General features: G+C 58.4%; 13 protein-coding genes. 5 read left to right on the forward strand and 8 right to left on the reverse strand.

Annotated elements, in window-relative coordinates; all coding sequences use genetic code 11:
- Positions 1 to 111: 111 nt before the first annotated feature.
- The 6 genes from ACKUUJ_RS07940 to ACKUUJ_RS07965 form a co-directional block, all read right to left on the reverse strand.
- The gene (locus ACKUUJ_RS07940) at positions 112 to 1,047 is read right to left on the reverse strand and encodes a hexose kinase (RefSeq protein ID WP_409065242.1); all 936 of its coding nucleotides are present in this window, start codon (positions 1,045 to 1,047) and stop codon (positions 112 to 114) included.
- A 198-nt stretch (positions 1,048 to 1,245) separates the two neighbouring features.
- Positions 1,246 to 1,770 (reverse strand): galactose-6-phosphate isomerase subunit LacB, encoded by a 525-nt coding sequence (lacB, locus tag ACKUUJ_RS07945; protein ID WP_117583544.1) that lies wholly within the window; start codon positions 1,768 to 1,770, stop codon positions 1,246 to 1,248.
- 63 nt (positions 1,771 to 1,833) lie between these two features.
- Positions 1,834 to 2,262 (reverse strand): galactose-6-phosphate isomerase subunit LacA, encoded by a 429-nt coding sequence (lacA, locus tag ACKUUJ_RS07950; RefSeq protein WP_117635790.1) that lies wholly within the window; start codon positions 2,260 to 2,262, stop codon positions 1,834 to 1,836.
- A gap of 303 nt (positions 2,263 to 2,565) precedes the next feature.
- Positions 2,566 to 3,531 (reverse strand): hypothetical protein, encoded by a 966-nt coding sequence (locus tag ACKUUJ_RS07955; RefSeq protein ID WP_409065243.1) that lies wholly within the window; start codon positions 3,529 to 3,531, stop codon positions 2,566 to 2,568.
- 507 nt (positions 3,532 to 4,038) lie between these two features.
- Positions 4,039 to 4,377 carry a PTS lactose/cellobiose transporter subunit IIA gene (locus tag ACKUUJ_RS07960; RefSeq protein ID WP_006234827.1) on the reverse strand — a complete coding sequence of 113 codons (339 nt, stop codon included), beginning with the start codon at positions 4,375 to 4,377 and terminating at the stop codon, positions 4,039 to 4,041.
- A gap of 214 nt (positions 4,378 to 4,591) precedes the next feature.
- Positions 4,592 to 5,596 (reverse strand): LacI family DNA-binding transcriptional regulator, encoded by a 1,005-nt coding sequence (locus ACKUUJ_RS07965; protein WP_409065244.1) that lies wholly within the window; start codon positions 5,594 to 5,596, stop codon positions 4,592 to 4,594.
- A gap of 357 nt (positions 5,597 to 5,953) precedes the next feature.
- On the opposite strand from ACKUUJ_RS07965, the gene ACKUUJ_RS07970 reads away from it, so the two are divergent.
- Together ACKUUJ_RS07970 and lacG (ACKUUJ_RS07975) are read left to right on the forward strand one after the other, a co-directional pair.
- Positions 5,954 to 7,729 carry a lactose/cellobiose PTS transporter subunit IIB gene (locus ACKUUJ_RS07970; RefSeq protein WP_409065245.1) on the forward strand — a complete coding sequence of 592 codons (1,776 nt, stop codon included), beginning with the start codon at positions 5,954 to 5,956 and terminating at the stop codon, positions 7,727 to 7,729.
- 66 nt (positions 7,730 to 7,795) lie between these two features.
- Positions 7,796 to 9,235, forward strand: a complete 1,440-nt coding sequence (gene lacG, locus ACKUUJ_RS07975) for a 6-phospho-beta-galactosidase (RefSeq protein WP_152068508.1) — start codon at positions 7,796 to 7,798, stop codon at positions 9,233 to 9,235.
- Positions 9,236 to 9,502: 267 nt separating this feature from the next.
- Here the strand turns inward: lacG (ACKUUJ_RS07975) and ACKUUJ_RS07980 are convergent, their stop codons facing one another.
- Positions 9,503 to 10,531 (reverse strand): LacI family DNA-binding transcriptional regulator, encoded by a 1,029-nt coding sequence (locus ACKUUJ_RS07980; RefSeq protein ID WP_040358938.1) that lies wholly within the window; start codon positions 10,529 to 10,531, stop codon positions 9,503 to 9,505.
- 344 nt (positions 10,532 to 10,875) lie between these two features.
- Between ACKUUJ_RS07980 and lacG (ACKUUJ_RS07985) the strand changes: the two genes are divergently transcribed.
- Together lacG (ACKUUJ_RS07985) and ACKUUJ_RS07990 are read left to right on the forward strand one after the other, a co-directional pair.
- Entirely contained in the window at positions 10,876 to 12,324 is a 1,449-nt protein-coding gene (gene lacG / locus ACKUUJ_RS07985; RefSeq protein ID WP_006234822.1) for a 6-phospho-beta-galactosidase, read from the forward strand.
- 176 nt (positions 12,325 to 12,500) lie between these two features.
- Entirely contained in the window at positions 12,501 to 14,261 is a 1,761-nt protein-coding gene (locus ACKUUJ_RS07990) for a PTS lactose transporter subunit IIBC (RefSeq protein ID WP_022094682.1), read from the forward strand.
- 257 nt (positions 14,262 to 14,518) lie between these two features.
- Here ACKUUJ_RS07990 and ACKUUJ_RS07995 read toward each other — a convergent pair whose 3' ends face one another.
- Positions 14,519 to 15,520 carry a LacI family DNA-binding transcriptional regulator gene (locus tag ACKUUJ_RS07995; RefSeq protein WP_117583550.1) on the reverse strand — a complete coding sequence of 334 codons (1,002 nt, stop codon included), beginning with the start codon at positions 15,518 to 15,520 and terminating at the stop codon, positions 14,519 to 14,521.
- A gap of 284 nt (positions 15,521 to 15,804) precedes the next feature.
- Between ACKUUJ_RS07995 and ACKUUJ_RS08000 the strand changes: the two genes are divergently transcribed.
- Entirely contained in the window at positions 15,805 to 17,583 is a 1,779-nt protein-coding gene (locus ACKUUJ_RS08000; RefSeq protein ID WP_117583551.1) for a PTS lactose transporter subunit IIBC, read from the forward strand.
- The last annotated feature ends 56 nt before the right edge of the window (positions 17,584 to 17,639 follow it).

The raw sequence follows: 17,639 nt of genomic DNA on the forward strand, positions 1-17,639 counted from the left end.
AAAGAGGAGGGCATTGACCTTTTGGTCATGCCCGACGATTGAACGTCAGATTGCCGCTTAGGGGCGTTTGCAGCGTCGAGCCGTTACGCGGTTTGGTAAAACCGCGTAACCCTACAGTTCAGTCACGACAACGCTGTTGTAGATCTCGTCCCAGCGGTCCATGACCAGGTGGCCGGTCTTGGGATCCATGGCGTTGAGCTTGCCGCAGGTATTGGCGGTCTTGAGCACCGTGATGTCGTCGGCACCAGCAGCAATGGCATGCGCAAAGCCGGCGATGGTCGAGTCGCCGGAACCTGTCGCGTTCACAGCCGCAATCGCGGGCGTCTTGGCGCGGAACGCGCGGCCCTCGTGGAAGCCCACCGAACCGGCAGCGCCCATTGAAACGACAACCCAGGGAATACCGGCAAAGCGGCCATCGGCGGCAAGCGCCTCGCGCAGGGCATCGACATCATCGGTCGTAAAGGACGTACCCAGCAGGCCGTTAATCTCGGTCAGGTTGGGCTTTACGAGCTCGGGCTTAGCGTCGGACTCCAGCACGGCTTCCAGCGATGCACCCGAGGTGTCGAGCAGCACCTTGGCGCCCGCCTCCTCGGCGATCTTGACGAGCTCGGCATAGTAGCCGGCATCGACGCCACGCGGCAGTGAGCCCGAAAGCGTCACAACGTCCGCCTTCGCTGCAAGCTCGGCAAACTTGGCCGTAAAGGCCTCGAGCTCGGCGGGCGCAATCTGCGGGCCGCTCTCCAGCAGCTCGGTCTGATTGCCCTCGTGCAGAATATTCAGGCAGATGCGCGTCTCACCGGCAATGGGCATAAAGTCGTTCTTGACGCCGTCGGCATCCATAAGCTCGGCCATATAGGCACCCATGTGACCGCCAAGCAGACCGGTCGCGAGCACGTCATCGCCCAGCTGCAGCAGCACGCGGCTCACCTTGAGGCCCTTGCCGCCAGCGGTCTTTTCGGGCGTCACACGGTTAACATCGTCGATGATCAGCTTGTCGAGCTGATAGCGCGTATCAATCGACGGGTTCATGGTAACGGTCAGAATCATGTTGGACTCCTGTTTAGAAAACCGGCCCGCGCCCCATCACAGAAACGCGAGCCGTCAATTAAAAAGCTGCAGAATGCCAGGTACCGCCAAAACGAAGCACACAAGCTCAGCAAGCAAAAGTGTTATCGGAGCAGCTCGCCCGCCAGATGGCTTCGCAGCGTCGACTGGTCTGGCGTTCGGTAGAACGCCGGAACCCCACTAGTCGTGGTATTCGCCGCGGTCCCACTTCTCCAGGAACTCGTCAAAGAAGTGCGGGTCAGCCTGAGCCTCGGCGTCGGCCTTATTGCAGGCATCGATCTTGGCAATCAGGGCATCGTGCTCGGGGGTCTTGTCGTAGGGCTCCTCCAGGAAGGCAAGCATGATGTCGGCCATCAGGAACTCGCCAGTGATCTTGCCGCCAAAGCCCACGATGTTGGCGTTGAGCTCGCGACGGGCATACAGGGCAGAGGTCATGTCGCGAACCAGGGCGCAGCGGGCGCCGGGAACCTTGTTGACGGCGTTGGTGATGCCGATGCCGGTGCCGCACAGGGCCACGCCAAAGTCGGCCTTGCCGCTGGCAACAGCCTCGCCCACGGCCTTACCGTAGATGGGATAGTGCGTACGGGTGTGGCTGTAGGTACCGCAGTCAAGCACCTTGTAGCCAGCCTGCTCCAGGCGGTCGGCCAGATAGATCTTCTCGTCCGTAACGATATGGTCGCAACCGATTGCGATGGTCTTCTTCATCAGAACGTCCTTTCGTCTGAATTCACAAGTTGAGATAGAAGTTCGAGTTCTCGGTGGCTCTCGTTAGGCCATCTTATTGAGCATGTCGACACGGATCTGGTGACGACCGCCGGCGTACTGGGCGCGCAGGAACTCGCGGGCGATCTTCTTGGCGACCTCGGTGCCCACAACGCCCGGGCCCATGGTGACCATGCGCGAGCCGTTGTGCTCGCGGGTCATGTAGGCGGAACGCTCATCGGAAATGTTGGCGACGACCATGCCCTTGATCTTGACGGCGGCCATATAGGAGCCGACGCCGTACTTATCGAATGCAAAGCCCTGGGAATCCTTGTGCTCCAGCAGGTCTTTGGCAACGGCGGTCGCGGAATCGACAAAGTCCGCGGCAGGGATCTCGGAATAGTCGACGACCTCGTGACCGTCGGCGATGAGCATCTCCTTGATGGACTCCTTCATCGACATACCGTCGGCATCGGAAGCGATTACAACCCTCATGACATCCTCCTTGAGAGATACGCAGGTGCGCAGTTTCTGTTTGGAAGTGTTGAATCGCGTTCAGGTCCGGGCATCTGAATGTGCGGTTCTTCACTGTTCATGTTTATTTGAACACATTCGAACAGAGACTGCAACAATAATTTGTTTGTCTTTGTTCTTTTTTGAACAAATACCGTTCGCGGATGATTGGCGACCGTTTGGGCCCGGCGCGAACGTAGCGACCATGTGCTCAACAAACAAAAGGGCGGCCGAGAACGTGTCTCGGCCGCCCTTCGGCGGTATGCCCCGGTATATACAGCTGTTTTAGTTACTCGGACTGCCCACCTTTTTGGTGTGCTTGGACGGAGTACTCAGAAAGCGGCCCGTCAAATAGCTCGCTGGACCGGAAATATCGATCCCCAACAGCGTGTGTCCCAGCCACAGAAACGCCGCGAGCACCAGCAATGGGATAACACACGAGGTCACGATCATCACGATGACGCCTTCGATCAGATCGGTCACCTGTTGCACAATCTCATCGGTCATCTGCTTGGCGCCGCTGGTCACCGACGTGACAAGACCCGAGGCGCCTTCGGCAAGCTGCTCAAGCACATTCTTGGACTCTGTGGACTCGGTCTTTTTCTTGCTTGCTTTGGAGCTGTCGCTATCTGCCGCATCCGCAGCCTTTTGCTGAGCTTGCTCAATACTTACGCGATACGTTTCATCGACCTTCTGCGACACCCATACGCTTGCAGGCACCAACACCATGCCAATTATGGCGACCACCAGCACACGCGTTGCCACGCGGCGAATGACTGTGCTCGTGCTCCAGCGTCCGTGAATGCCAAGTGAGATCGCAAAGAGCACCAGCGCAAACGGGATCAGGATGCCCAGGCCAACCGACCACAAAATCGTAAGCAAATATTTCTCTAGGTATAGCACGGCAAGCACGATACCAAGGTTGCCTGAAAGCTGTGCGAGCTGCTCGGCGACTGGCGTTCCCGTATCGCCCGGCAGCGCAGTGATACCCGCAGATAGGGCGACGCACGAGGTCGTGAGCGCCAAAACGTTGCCCTTCTTTTGGTCGATAACCTCGATGGTGGAGTCCCATGTTTTGGTATCGGCGAAATGCGGACGAGCTACAAAACCCGACAGCAGCGCCAGTACCACGAGTGCAACGATAAAGCCAATCTGTAGCTTTTTGTTTGCGCACACAATATCGGACAGGCTGGGCTGTAGCTCGGCTACCGTCGTATGCTCAGTTATCTGGACAGGACGCCCATGGGCCATCTCGTGCGCACCTCTTTTTTGTATTGACCCGTTATCCGGCATTTGGATACCTCCTCATTCCGGCCTGTATTGCGGGTGAAAGTATACCCATCCAGCGAAAAACCGAACGGGGGGCGTGCAGAAGCTCCATAACGCTGCCAGTCGAACAGTGCCATTTCAAAACTATGCCGGTTTACTACCGTAAAACCGATAGGACCGACCACATTTGCTATTAGCAGAAAATGGCAAGCTTTCTACCTGCGGCTTTGATAACGCTGTTCTTTCCATAGTTGAAAGAATACGATTCATCGTAGTAAACCGGCATAGTTTTGTAACCGACGGGTCGAGTCGGCACCGCAACAAACCTAATAACCCGTTTTCTTCCATCCTCAAAGGATCAAATGCATGGCAGGAGTGTCCCTAACTGCCGGCAGATAAGGAACGTCCCCAAGTGCCGGGTAAAAAGAAAAAGCCCTGTCGCGAGTTTGCGGCAGAGCTTTTGGAAGGGGACTTGGTTGTGCGGGCTCGTTAGGCGAGCTTGGCCTCGAGCTCGGCGATGCGCTTGTAGGCATCGATGGTAAAGCGGGTCTGCTTCTCCAGGATCATAGTGGTCATGAGAGTGTCCTGAGCGTGAGCCATGATGAAGGTCATCTCCATCTCGCCACCGCCGGCCTCCTGCGAAAGCAGCTTGGTCTGCGTGTCGTGGGCACCGATGAGCGCATCGCTGGCATCCTTGTGCAGCTGCTCGGCCTTCTCAAAATCACCCTCGCGAGCAGCATCGAGCGCTGCAAGCAGATCGGTCTGGGCGTCACCTGCGTATGCGACGATCTCGAATCCAACCATCGAGATTTCTTCTTTGGTTGCCATATTGCGTTCCTTTCACATATGAACCAATGGAGAGCATCGCGTCCGGGCATACGCGCTGCGTTCTGTATGGCAGAAACATTAACATTCAAACAAAAAAGAACAACGCAAAACATAATTTCAAGCTATGAACGGTCAATTTTCGCCCGTGAACGGTTTCCAAACCATTTCGAACAATATCAAACATTATTAACGGAAACCCAAACAGGACCGCGCCCTAGCGCAAATCGCGCACCGTATCGCCCTCTACGAGCACGCCGGGGATCAGCATGTGCTCCACGCCAGACGCACCCCCCTCGGCACCGGCGATCTTATCGACTGCCCACATGCCGACACGCCTGTTGTCAAAGCGCACGGTGGTCAGGCGACGGTCGGGCACGATATCGCCCAGGCTGTCACCAACACCCACCACGCTCACGTCCTCGGGCACACGCCTTCCGCGCGACTCGAGCCCGCGAATGCAGCCGTAGGCCATGGCGTCGTTGGAGGCATAGATGGCAGTACAGGTCGGATCGTCCGCCAGAGCCTGGCCTGCGGCATATCCGCTCTGCGCCGTCCAATCGCCACGGATGAGTCGCGGCAGCTCAATACCATGTGCGCGCAATGTCTCGCGCCAGCCTTCCTCGCGCTGCATGCCCGAAAGCGAGCGCTCGGGACACGAGATAAAGTGCACGGTCTTGTGCCCCTGCCCCAGCAAGTACTCGACCACCTGGCGCGAGCAATCGAACTGGTCGTTATCGACCGTAGAGCACAGCGGGTGCTCCAACATCGTAACGAGCACCGTCTGCATACCGGGCAGCGGCTCGAAGGTGCCAAAGTCCGCCGGCATGCGATTCATGATCACGACCACGCCGTCTACCGGCAGCGCGCTCATGCGCGACGATGCGCTCTCGAGGGTATAGGGATGTCCATCTACTTTAGTGAGGGTGATGGCGTAGCCGTGCTTATCGGCGGCGGCGGCAAAGCCCTCCATACGGTCGAGGTTGCCGGTACCGGTAATGTTGAACATGGCGACGCCGACGGTCTTAAACTTGCCACGGCGCAGCGATCGACCGGCAAAATTGGGGCGATACCCCAGCTCGCGCATGGCGGCGCGCACGCGCTCCTTGGTCTCAGGGCGTACGCTGGGCGAATCGTGGACGGTGCGCGAGACTGTCTGCTCCGAGACGCCCGCGAGACGCGCCACATCCTTAACGGAAACCGATTTTTTAACAGCGGCCATAGGTCGATCTTTCTATGTCGACGATGCCATTGGTGGCACCCTACGCAGTCATTTTTAACGCCTTCAAGTATATCCAACGCCTCCCCCACCATACGCTCACCACCCAAAACCTACCGTTCACCGACATTTTTGCTTCCCCAAACGGCTTTTGGCTCCCAAATGTTAACGTTGCCATTGCGCAAACACAGAGCCACCGGGCGGCTCAAACGTTTACGCATAAGGAATCGACGGTTCGCAGGCACAGGAACCACCGGTTCGCGTCTTTTTTTGTGTCGCAAAATGGCAACGTCAACATTTTGGCAACCGAACGCCAAAAGCTACCATCGTTGCTAACCCACCGACTCTTAGGAGCATTGCATGGAGCAACTCATCGCCACCATCGAAAAAGGCCAGCCCTTTTTCAACGCGATCGCCCGCAACAAGTACCTCAAGGCGATTCGCGACGGCTTTATCTCCGTCATCCCCATCATCATCTTCTCGTCCATCTTCTGCCTGGTAGCCTCGGTCCCCAACATCTGGGGTTTCTACTGGCCCGATGACATCAACAACGCCCTGTGGAAATGCTACAACTACTCCATGGGCATCCTGGCCATCGTCTGCGCCGCCACCACGGCCAAGCACTTCGCCGACGCCCAGAACCGCGATCTACCCAAGAACAACCAGATCAACTTCATCTCGTGCATGTGTGCGGCCATCATCGGCTTCTTGCTCCTTTCGAGCGACACCATCGCCACGGACGCCGCCAGCGGCTTCAACACCACCTACCTTGGTTCCAAAGGCCTGCTGACCGCCTTTATCGCTGCGTTTGTGACCGGCATCATCTACAAGTTCTTCATTAAGCGCAACATCACCGTCAAGATGCCCGAGCAGGTTCCGCCCAACATCTCGCAGACCTTTAAGGACATCATCCCCTTCTCCGTCTGCATCACCGTCTTTTGGGTTTTTGACATCGTCTTCCGCGCTGCTTTTGGCTTCTGCTTTGCTCAGGGCGTCATCCAAGTGTTCCAGCCCCTGTTCACCGCTGCCGATGGCTACATCGGCCTCGCTGTGATCTACGGCGCCATGAGCCTGTTCTGGTTCGTCGGCGTCCACGGCCCCTCGATCGTCGAGCCCGCCATCGCCGCCGCCCTTGTTGCCAACATGACCGACAACCTGGCCGCATTCCAGGCTGGCCAGCACGCTTCCGCTGTCCTGACCCAGGGTGCCCAGTACTTCGTCGTCTGCATGGGCGGCACCGGCGCCACGCTCGTCCTGGTCTTTATGTTCTGCTTCCTGGCCAAGTCCCAGGAGATGCGCGCCGTCGGTAAGGCCGCTATCGTTCCCGTGTGCTTTGCCGTCAACGAGCCGCTGCTGTTCGCCGCACCCATCGTGCTCAACCCCGTCTTCTTTGTCCCGTTTGTCTTTGCCCCGATCGCCAACATCTGGATCCTCAAGATCTTTATCGACTTCTTGGGCATGAACGGCTTTATGTACACCCTGCCCTGGACCGTCCCCGGCCCCATCGGTACCATCATGGGCCTGGGCTTCCAGCCGCTCGCCTTTGTGATGCTCGCCCTTATCCTGGTCGTCGACTTCGTTCTGTACTACCCGTTCTTCCGTGCCTATGACGCCCAGAAGTGCGCCGAGGAGGCCGAGATCTCCCAAGAGGAGCTCGCCGCCAAGAACGCCGAGAAGGCCGCCAAGCTCAACGATGCCTTCCAGGGCAAGGCTGACGCCAAGAGCGTTGCCGCCGGCGCTGCCGCCGAGGCCGTGAAGGCCGACTCCCCCGCCGCTTCTGCAGCACCCGCTGCCGAGGCAACGACCGCCAGCGACCTCAACGGCAAGCGCGTGCTCGTGCTCTGCCAGGGCGGCGGAACCTCGGGCCTGCTCGCCAACGCACTGGCCAAGGCTGCCAAGGAGCGCGGCATCGATCTTGAAACCGCTGCCGAGGCATATGGCAACCATGTCGACATGCTCCCCGACTTTGACCTGGTCGTCCTGGCCCCGCAGGCCGCCAGCTACCTGGCCGACCTGCAGAAGGACTGCGAACGCGTGGGCAACAAGTGCGTCGCCTGCCGTGGCAAGCAGTACATCGAGCTCTCCCAGAACGGCGATAAGTCTCTCGCCTTCGTCTCCGAGCAACTCTCGAAGTAAGTAACGCTCAGGGCCAGCCGACCATCCAAGACCGGCTGGCCCTTCGATTTAGACGATTGGATCATCATGTCCGTTAACCCTGCTAGCGTCACCAACCCGCCTACGCAGTTTCCCGAGGACTTTGTCTTTGGCGGCGCCACCGCTGCCTACCAGGTAGAGGGCGAGACCCGCACCCACGGTAAGGGCAAGGTTGCCTGGGACGACTTCCTGGAGGCCCAGGGGCGCTTTTCCCCCGATCCCGCTTCGGACTTCTACAACCAGTACCCCGTCGACTTGGAGCTGTGCGAAGAGTTTGGCATCAACGGCATTCGCCTCTCCATCGCCTGGAGCCGCATCTTCCCCAACGGTACCGGCGAAATCAACCCCGAGGGCGTCCAGTTCTACCACGATCTCTTCGCCGAGTGCCATAAGCACCATGTTGAGCCGTTCGTCACGCTGCATCACTTTGACACGCCGCTTCCTCTCTTTGAGAAGGGCGACTTCCTCAACCGCGAGACCATCGACGCCTTTGTGGACTTTGCCACCTTCTGCTTTAAGGAGTACGCCGACCAGGTGACCTACTGGTTCACCTTTAACGAGATCTGGGCCGACGCCTCCAACACCTACATCGAGGGCACCTTCCCCGGTGGCGTCAAGGCGCATCTTGCCGAGGCCTTCCAGTGCGAGCACAACATGATGCTCGCCCACGCCAAGGCAGTGCTGGCCTTCCACAACGGCGGCTTTAAGGGCAAGATTGGCGTCATTCAGTCGCTGGAGTTTAAGTATCCGCTCAACGAGAACGACCCCGCCGACATCAAAGCCGCCAACAACGAGCACGTGCTGCAAAACCAGTTCTTGCTCGACGCCACCTTCCGCGGCGACTACGCGCCCGACACCCTCGAGTGCGCCAACCGCCTGGCCGCCGTCTCGGGCGGCACCATCGAGATCTTGGACGAGGATCTGGAAATCATGCGCGAGGCCGCGCTCTACAACGACTACCTGGGCGTTAACAACTACCAGTGCCGCTTCTTGAAGGCCTACGATGGCGAAAACGACCTGCACCACAACGGTACGGGAGAGAAGGGCACCGGCCGCTGGCGCGTTAAGGGCATTGGCGAGCATGTGAACAAGCCTGGCATCCCCACCACCGACTGGGACTGGATCATCTATCCCGAGGGCCTGTTCGATCTGCTCGTCTACATTAAACAGCGCTACCCCAACTACAAGCAGATCTTCATCACCGAGAACGGCATGGGCTACAAGGACCCCTACAAGGACGGTTTTGTGGACGACCAGCCGCGCATCGACTACATCGAGCAGCACCTGCGTTGGCTGCTCAAGGCCATGGAGGTGGGCGTCAACGTGGGCGGCTACTTCCTGTGGAGCCTGCAGGATCAGTTCTCCTGGACCAATGGCTACAACAAGCGTTACGGCTTCTTTTACGTTGACTTTGAAACCCAGAAGCGCACGCCCAAGGCAAGCGCCTACTGGTACAAGCACGTGGCGCAGACCCGTCGTCTGGACTAGTGGCTGGCGGGGTTGCCCGCTCACACAACCTGTCCCCATTTCTCAGCCGGGGGCGGCACGTCACACGGCGCGCCGCCCCCGGTCTTTTTGTTTTTGGGCTGGTCGGGAGCCGTTTGTCTCGATCTGTAACATCTAGCCGAGTTTTTTGGTCCTAGCTGTTACAGATTGAGACGAACAGGATTGCTCTTTCCGAAGAATCTAAATCTGTAACACGTAGCCCGCTTTTGACCGTCTACCTGTTACAAATCGAGACAAACGGAGTAGGACCTAACCCCGTATGTCCCTAACAGTCGAGCGTTCGACCAGCGTACTCGGCACATGAATCGCCTCGATAGACGAGCTCTCTCCAATCGCCGCCTCAAACGCAAGCTTACCGACACCGCGCAAATCAAATCGCAGCGTCGTCAGCCGATTGTGAGGAACAAGTCCCTCGAGTGCGTCGTCGATACCAACCACGCTCACGTCGTCGGGCACGGACAGGCCCGCGTTCTCGAGCGCGGCGATAACGCCCAGCGCCATCTGGTCATTTGCCGCAAGCACGGCAGTCGGCGCCTGCGACCCGCCGGCAAGCACCTCGGCCGCAATCCGCTCGCCCATGGCGTACCCACTGTCCGCACTCCAATCGCCACGCAGCATCGGAGCGGCATCGACATGAGCACGACCCAGCGTATCGCGCCAACCGGCCTCACGAAAACGCGAGGAAATCGAGTTTTCCGGACCCGCCACAAACCGCATATTCGAGTGACCATGTTCCAGCAGATAATTGGTCAACAGCTCGCACGAACCATACTGGTCGGAGTCGATCGTCGTGCAGCGCGGATGCGCATACATGGACAGGATGACCGTTCGCACTCCCGGCTGGGGAACAAACTCCTCAAAATCGGGAGCCATGCGGTTCATGTTGAGAATCATGCCGTCGACGGGTCGCTCGACCATGCGGCGCGAGGCATCGGCAAGTGCATAGGGCTTGTCGCCGCCCATCTCGATCATAGTGACGGCAAAATCGTGCTCGCGCGCCGCTTGCATGATACCCTCGAGCGTCGCCAGGTTACCGACACGTGTGATGTTGTACATGCACAGGCCAATAGAACGATACGACCCGCCGCGCAACGCCGCTCCAGCAAAATTGGGACGAAAGCCCAGCTCTTCCATGGCGGCCAGCACACGCTTGCGCGTCTTTTCCGTCACGTTGGGCATACCGTTGACCACGCGAGACACAGTCTGGCGGCTCACGCCAGCGAGCGCCGCAACCTCTGCCGCGCTCGCCGAACGACCATTCCTTGTCTGCTGATCCATGCCTTCCACGCTAACCTGCTTCCCAACTATTCCCCGCGCCCATGGCGCATCGTACATACATTGATAACGTGCTCATGATACCCGAGCCATATACCACAACATGAAAACTTCTGTCAATCAAAACCGCTTACCGAACAAATACAACCGTTCGCGGCTGTTTGAAGTTGTTTTGTTTCTATACATCCCAGCCGGATGTTAACGTGCTCATTGTCAAATGTTCACGTGCTCATTTTGGTTCTAATCATTTTAAGATAGTGTTTATCGGGCTTTTTCACCGCTGAACGCTAACCAGGGAGCCTCCTGAGCGCAAACGCACAATATCGAACAGCGAGACGAGAGGGTGTATGCATATGTCTTTGCTAAACCGCGTACAGCAGCTGCCGAAGGGCTTTGTTTGGGGCGCCGCAACCGCCGCGTACCAAACGGAAGGTTCCACGAAGGTGGCAGGCAAGGGTAAGACCATGTGGGACGATTACCTTGTCGCCCAGGGTCGCTTTTTGCCCGACCCGGCCAGTGATTTCTACAACCGCTACGAGGAGGATATCCGCCTTTCTGCCGAGCATGGACTCAACGCCATTCGTGTGTCCATCGCCTGGACCCGCATCTTCCCCAACGGCGACGATGCCGAACCCCTCGCCGAGGGCGTTAAGCACTACCACGAGCTGTTCGCCTGCTGCAAAAAGTATGGCGTCGAGCCCTATGTGTCCCTGCATCACTTTGACTCCCCCGCCGCCCTGTTCAACCAGGGCGACTGGCTCAACCGCAAGACCGTCGACGCCTATGTGCGCTATGCCGAGTTCTGCTTCCGCGAGTTCCGCGAGGTCAAGAATTGGTTCACCATCAACGAGCTCATCAGCCTCTCGCACTCCCAATACATCCAAGGCAACTTCCCGCCCAACCATCACTTTGATGTGACGAGCGGCATCCAGAGCCAGCACAACGAGCTCGTTGCCCACGCCCGCGCCGTCAACCTGTATAAGGATCTTGACGAGACCGAGCACCTGGGCGGACGCATTGGCATGGTCAACGTCCTGACGCCGGCATATCCTGCCACCGACTCGCCCGCCGACCAGCACGCCGCCGACCTGTACAACGCCTTCTACACCGACTTCATCATGGACGGCGCCTTCCTGGGTCACTACTCCGCGCGCACCCTCTCACTCATCAACGAGATTCTGCGTGCCAACAACGCCACACTTACGGTTGAGGACAGCGACATGGAGGAGCTCGCCAAGGCGGCGCCCCGCAACGATATGTTCGGCCTCAACTACTATCAGTCGGCGTTTATCGCCGCCTACGATGGCGAGTCAACCAACAGCTTTAACGGCACCGGAGACAAGGGCACCTCGTGCTTTAAGTTTAAGGGCGTCGGGCAGCAGGTCGATATGCCGGGTATCCCCACCACCGACTGGGATTGGCTCATCTACCCGCAAGGCCTCTACGACACGCTCAAGCACATCAGCGCCACCTATCCCAACCTCCCCGTCATCTATATCACCGAAAACGGCCTGGGCCACAAGGACCCCGAGCCCGACGCAAACGGCATCGTCGCCGATCCCGAGCGCATCGACTTTGTCGACCAGCACATGGAGAAGGTGCTCCAGGCGCGCGCCGAGGGCGTCGACGTCCAGGGCTACTTTATCTGGAGCCTGCAGGACCAGTTCTCGTGGGCCAATGGCTATAACAAGCGCTACGGCCTGTTCTACATCGACTTCGACACGCAAAAACGCTACATCAAGCAGTCGGCACTCTGGTACAAGGAGCTCGCCGACACTATGGCGGACGCGCAGTAGCGCATCGCCTCGCTTTCCCCCGAGAAGGGAGCGGCCCTATGCGATACAAACCCAGCCGCTCCCCTCTCTCCCCCTGGGACCGGCCCCGCCTGCACCCGGGCTTTTAGCAAGCGGGAGACCATATAGGTTTTCAACGTCCATGCCATTAAGATTTCATGCAAAGAGGAGCGTGAACTATGGAATCGATCGTTAAGTTCTTGGAGAAAGGTCAGCCGTACTTCGACAAGGTCTCTAAGAACATCTACCTTCAGGCCATTAAAGACGGCTTTTTGGCAGCAATGCCCATTATCCTGTCTTCTTCTGTCTTCCTGCTTATTTCGACCCTGCCGGGCGTTGTCGCCACGGTCGGCGGCTTTACGCTGCCCGACTGGTGGAACGTCGACGTCGTGAACTTCTGCAACAAGGTTTACAACTTCACGATGGGCGTCGTGGGCATCATGGTCGCCGGCACCACCGCAAGCGCGCTGACCGGCTCCAAGAACCGCCGCATGCCTGCCGGCAAGGCCATCAACGCCACGAGCACCATGGTCGCCGCCATGTGCGCTATGCTCATCTTGGCCGTTACCCAGACGAGTGCCAAGATCGACGGCGCCGATGTCTCGGTGTTCTTTACCGACAACATGGGCACCAAGGGCCTGCTGAGCTCCTTTGTCGCCGCATTTGCCACGGTCAACATCTATGCCTTCTGCATTAAGCGAGACATCACCATCAAGCTGCCCAAAGAAGTCCCCGGCGCCATCGCCCAGAACTTCCGCGACATCTTCGCCTTCAGCTTCTCCATCCTGTTTGTCGCCGTCATCGACGTTATCTGCCGCACCTGCTTGGCCGTCCCGTTTGCCAACGTCATCTCCACGCTGGTGAGCCCGCTGTTCGCCGCTGCCGATTCCTACGCCGGCCTCGCCCTCATCTGGTTCATGATCCCGCTGTTCTGGTTCATGGGCATCCACGGCCCCTCGGTCGTTAAGCCTGCCCTCAACGCCGCGCTGTTTGGCAACATCACCACCAACCTCGCCACGCTGCAGGCCGGCGGTCACCCCGCCCTCGCCCTGACCGAAAACTTCGGTAACTACATCGGCGAACTCGGCGGCACCGGCGCCACGTTCATTGTCCCGATCATCTTCCTGCTCTTTATGCGCTCCAAGCAGCTCAAGGCCGTCGGCAAAGCCTCTGTCGTGCCCGTGATGTTCGCCGTCAACGAGCCGCTGCTGTTCGCCGCGCCCATCATCCTCAACCCGTACTTCCTGATCCCGTTCCTGTTTGCCCCCGTGGCCAACGTCCTCATTGGTAAGTTCTTCATCGACTTTTTGGGCATGAACGGCTTTATCTATGCCATGCCGTGGGCACTCCCCGGACCGATCGGCACCTTCATCGACACCAACTTCCAGCCGATCTCTCTGGTCCTGGTTGTCGTCCTGCTGGTCGTTGACTTCTTGATCTACTACCCGTTCTGCAAGGCCTACGACAACGTCCTGTGCAAGCAGGAGGCCGAGACCCTGGCCGAAGAAGAGGCCGAGGAGACCAAGGCCGTCAAGACCGCTGCCGCCCCCGCCGTTGAGGCTCCTGTTGTCGAGACCGCTTCTGCCACTGAGGCCTCCGCAGCTCCGTCCGCCCTTAAGGGCAAGGATCTGAGGGTTCTGGTTCTGTGCGCTGGCGCCGGCACCTCTGCACTGCTCGCCAACGCGCTTAAGGAAGGCGCCGACGAGCTGGGCATCGACATTACCGCCAACGCCGGTGCCTACGGCAGCCACTACGCCATCATGGACCAGTACAACGTCATCGTCCTGGCTCCGCAGGTTCGCACCTATTACAACGAGATGAAGGCCGACACCGACCGCCTGGGCATCACGCTGCTGTCGCCCAAGGGCAAACAGTACATCGACCTCACTAAGGATCCCAAGGGTGCCGTCGCCTGGATCGAGGAAAACCTCGAGGCATAAGACGCTGACACCACCTGCCGCTTGCAGACAATAAATGGCCCGTGCATCGATGTGTGATGCGCGGGCCATTTTGTTTAGACCGCACCCGTCCTCCTGTTCATCTCAATCTGTAACATCTAGCCGAGTTTTTCGGTCCTAGCTGTTACAGATCGAGATGAACGCACAGGCCAAGCCGAAAATCTCAATCTGTAACATGTAGACCACTTTTGACCGTCTAGTTGTTACAGATCGAAACAAACGGAATAGGCCGAGCACGTCTACGCCCGCAAGTCCTTTACGCTGGAACGCTCGACCAACACGCCCGAGACGAGCGTACGGCTTCTGGAGCTCGGAGCTTCCAGACCCGCGACGACCTCGTTGAGCGCACGGACGCCCAGCTCGCGGTGGCGAAACTTCACCGACGTCAGAATCGAGTTGGGAATCGTCTTATAGAGCTCATCGTCGAAGCCGATCACGGACACATCATTGGGCACACTGAGCCCTTTGTCACGTAGAGCCATCATCACGCCGTTTGCCATGCAGTCGTTAGCAGCGAGGACCGCCGTGCAATCGGGCTTATCGGCAAGCACAAGGCCCGCGGCATAGCCACTATCCGCATTCCAATCGCCTTGCAGAGGCTCGGGCGGCTCAATGCCACGCGCCTCGAGTGCCGCACGCCAACCTTTCATACGGCACTGGCTCGACAACGACTCTTTCTTACCAGAGACGAAGTACACGTTTTTATGCCCGTGGTTCAAGAAGTACTCGCACGCCATGCGCGCGCCGCCCTCTTGGTCGTCACTGACGGTGGAGCAGGTAGGATGTTCCATCGGTGTGATAATCACCGTCTTGAGGTCTTTCGGTGCCTCAAAAGTATCAAAGTCATCGACCATCTGACGCAGGTTGAAGATCATGCCATCAACAGGCAGCTGCGACATCCTACGCGCCGCTTCGGCAAGGGTCATCTTCTCCCCCGCCCGCTTTTTGATCATCGTGAGCGCAAAGCCGCGTTCTTCGGCGGCATCTGCGATACCGTCAATCATGTCCACGGCACCGCCCGACAAGTGGAACAGCACCACGCCAATGCACCCGTAACGGCCCAACTTGAGCGAACGCGCGGCAAAGTTGGTTCGAAACCCGAGCGCCTCCATTGCGGAATGAACCTTATCGCGTGTCGACTCTCGCACGCTATCGGGCTCGTTGATCACACGCGAAACCGTCTTGAGAGAAACACCCGCAGCAATCGCCACATCGTTCATTGAGACATTTTTCTTGTCCATCGTTGCCACTACTTCTCCAGTCGGTTTTGCATCGCTTGCTTTTTGCGTTCTAGCATACACTACCTGCCCGACTGACAAATCAACCGTTTACCGGACAATATCGACCGCTCACCCGTATATCCTTGTTGCTCTTCCAAAAATGTCTTACGTTGTCATTAACGAAATGACAACGTTGTCATTTCGCAATGCCTTCCTTAAGCAGGAAGGTTTCCGGGCAGTCCTGACCATCCATCGACGACCAGTTCCATCCACATGCATCGCGCATCAAGTAGCAAAGGAGCTCTATGGACGCCATCGTAAAGATGCTCGAAAAGCATCAACCGTTCTTCGAGAAGATCTCGAGAAACATCTACCTCCAGGCCATCAAAGACGGATTCCTTGGGTGCATGCCCATCGTCCTTACCTCTTCGATCTTTCTGCTGATCGCCACCCTTCCCGGCGTAGTTGGAATCACGTTGCCCCAGCCGCTCATCGACTGGTGCAACAAGCTGTACAACTTCACCATGGGCGTCATGGGCATCATGGTTGCCGGCACCACCGCCAAGAACTTTACGGCTTCCATGAACCGTCGCATGCCCGCCGGCAAGGTGCTCAACGACGGCTCCACCATGGTTGCCGCCCAGTGCAGCATGCTGCTGCTCGCTGTTACGCAGTTCACCACCAAGTTCAACGGCTCCGAGCTTTCTGTCTTCGATTGCACCAGCATGGGTACGCGCGGTCTGTTCTCGGCCTATATCGCCGCGTTCATTACCGTGTGGGTCTATAAGTTCTGCGTCTCGCGCGATCTGACCATTAAGCTGCCCAAGGAGGTTCCGGGCGCCATCGCACAGAACTTCCGCGACATCATCCCCTTCGGTGGCGCTGTCATCATTTGCGGCATCATCGATGTGGTTGTGCGCAACCTCATGGGCGTTCCGTTCTCCGAGCTGCTTATCAAACTGCTCTCCCCGCTCTTCACTGCGGCAGAGACCTACCCCGGACTCATCCTTATTCAGGCAGCCACCGCGTTCTTCTGGTTCATCGGTGTCCACGGCCCTTCGATTGTCCAGCCGGGCATCGACCCCATCCGTCTTGCCAACCAGGCCGAGAACCTGCAGGTTCTGCTGGCCGGTGGCCACCCCGCCCACTCCCTCACCTTTAACATGTCGCTCGTGGGTGAGTTCGGCGGCACCGGCGCCACGTTCATCGTTCCGCTTCTGCTGATTCTCTTTATGAAGTCCAAGCAGCTCAAAGCCGTCGGTAAGGCCTCGATTGTTCCTGTTGCCTTCGCCGTCAACGAACCGCTGCTCTTTGGCGCGCCCATGATCCTCAACCCCTACATGCTCATCCCCTTTGTTGCCGCCGGCTGCGTCAACGTAAGTGTTGCCAAGTTCTTTATCGACAACGTGGGCATGAACGGCTTCTCCTTCGTGGTGCCTTGGGCTACCCCTGCCCCCATCGGCATCTTCATCACCACGAACTTCCAGCTTATCGCCCTGGTATTTGTCGCGATCATCATCTTGCTGGACGCCATCATCTACCTGCCGTTCTTGAAGGCATACGATAAGCTGCTCTGCGACCAGGAAGCCGAGCGCGCCGCCGAGCTGGGTCTCGAGTCCGATGGTGCTGCCACCATCGCCGCCAGCACCTCTGCGCCCGCTGTCGAGCAGGCCACCGCTGCCGTCGAGCCGACCGCCGCTGCCGCTGACAGCAAGCCTGTCGCCGATCAGCCCGAGCCCGCTGCCGATGCATCCGCTAAGAAGGATGTCGACGGTCTGAAGGTCCTCGTCCTGTGCGCCGGCGCCGGCACCTCTGCCATGCTTGCCAACGCCATCAAGGAAGGTGCCGCGCAGACCGGAGAGAACATCGCTTCCTCCGCAGGCGCCTATGGCCAGCACACTGCCATCATGGATCAGTACGACGTTATCGTGCTTGCCCCGCAGGTCCGTAGCTACTACAACGACATGAAGGCCGACACCGATCGCCTGGGCATTAAGCTGCTCGCCCCGCGCGGTAAGGAATATATCGACCTTACTCGCGACCCCGCTGGCGCCATCAAGTGGCTCCGCGAGAACCTCGACTAGTTCCTCCCTCTGTTGGTGCCCGGATCCCCAGTTCGGGCACCTCTCCCTATTCGTAT

The sequence above is a fragment of the Collinsella sp. wc0583 genome, from assembly GCF_046116915.1.
In the GTDB taxonomy this organism is placed as follows: domain Bacteria; phylum Actinomycetota; class Coriobacteriia; order Coriobacteriales; family Coriobacteriaceae; genus Collinsella.

Coding starts and splice junctions, on each gene's coding strand:
- ACKUUJ_RS07940 (WP_409065242.1), bottom strand. CDS start 1,047: ATGATTCTGACCGTTACCATGAACCCGTCGATTGATACGCGCTATCAG.
- lacB (WP_117583544.1), bottom strand. CDS start 1,770: ATGAAGAAGACCATCGCAATCGGTTGCGACCATATCGTTACGGACGAG.
- lacA (WP_117635790.1), bottom strand. CDS start 2,262: ATGAGGGTTGTAATCGCTTCCGATGCCGACGGTATGTCGATGAAGGAG.
- ACKUUJ_RS07955 (WP_409065243.1), bottom strand. CDS start 3,531: ATGGCCCATGGGCGTCCTGTCCAGATAACTGAGCATACGACGGTAGCC.
- ACKUUJ_RS07960 (WP_006234827.1), bottom strand. CDS start 4,377: ATGGCAACCAAAGAAGAAATCTCGATGGTTGGATTCGAGATCGTCGCA.
- ACKUUJ_RS07965 (WP_409065244.1), bottom strand. CDS start 5,596: ATGGCCGCTGTTAAAAAATCGGTTTCCGTTAAGGATGTGGCGCGTCTC.
- ACKUUJ_RS07970 (WP_409065245.1), top strand. CDS start 5,954: ATGGAGCAACTCATCGCCACCATCGAAAAAGGCCAGCCCTTTTTCAAC.
- lacG (WP_152068508.1), top strand. CDS start 7,796: ATGTCCGTTAACCCTGCTAGCGTCACCAACCCGCCTACGCAGTTTCCC.
- ACKUUJ_RS07980 (WP_040358938.1), bottom strand. CDS start 10,531: ATGGATCAGCAGACAAGGAATGGTCGTTCGGCGAGCGCGGCAGAGGTT.
- lacG (WP_006234822.1), top strand. CDS start 10,876: ATGCATATGTCTTTGCTAAACCGCGTACAGCAGCTGCCGAAGGGCTTT.
- ACKUUJ_RS07990 (WP_022094682.1), top strand. CDS start 12,501: ATGGAATCGATCGTTAAGTTCTTGGAGAAAGGTCAGCCGTACTTCGAC.
- ACKUUJ_RS07995 (WP_117583550.1), bottom strand. CDS start 15,520: ATGGACAAGAAAAATGTCTCAATGAACGATGTGGCGATTGCTGCGGGT.
- ACKUUJ_RS08000 (WP_117583551.1), top strand. CDS start 15,805: ATGGACGCCATCGTAAAGATGCTCGAAAAGCATCAACCGTTCTTCGAG.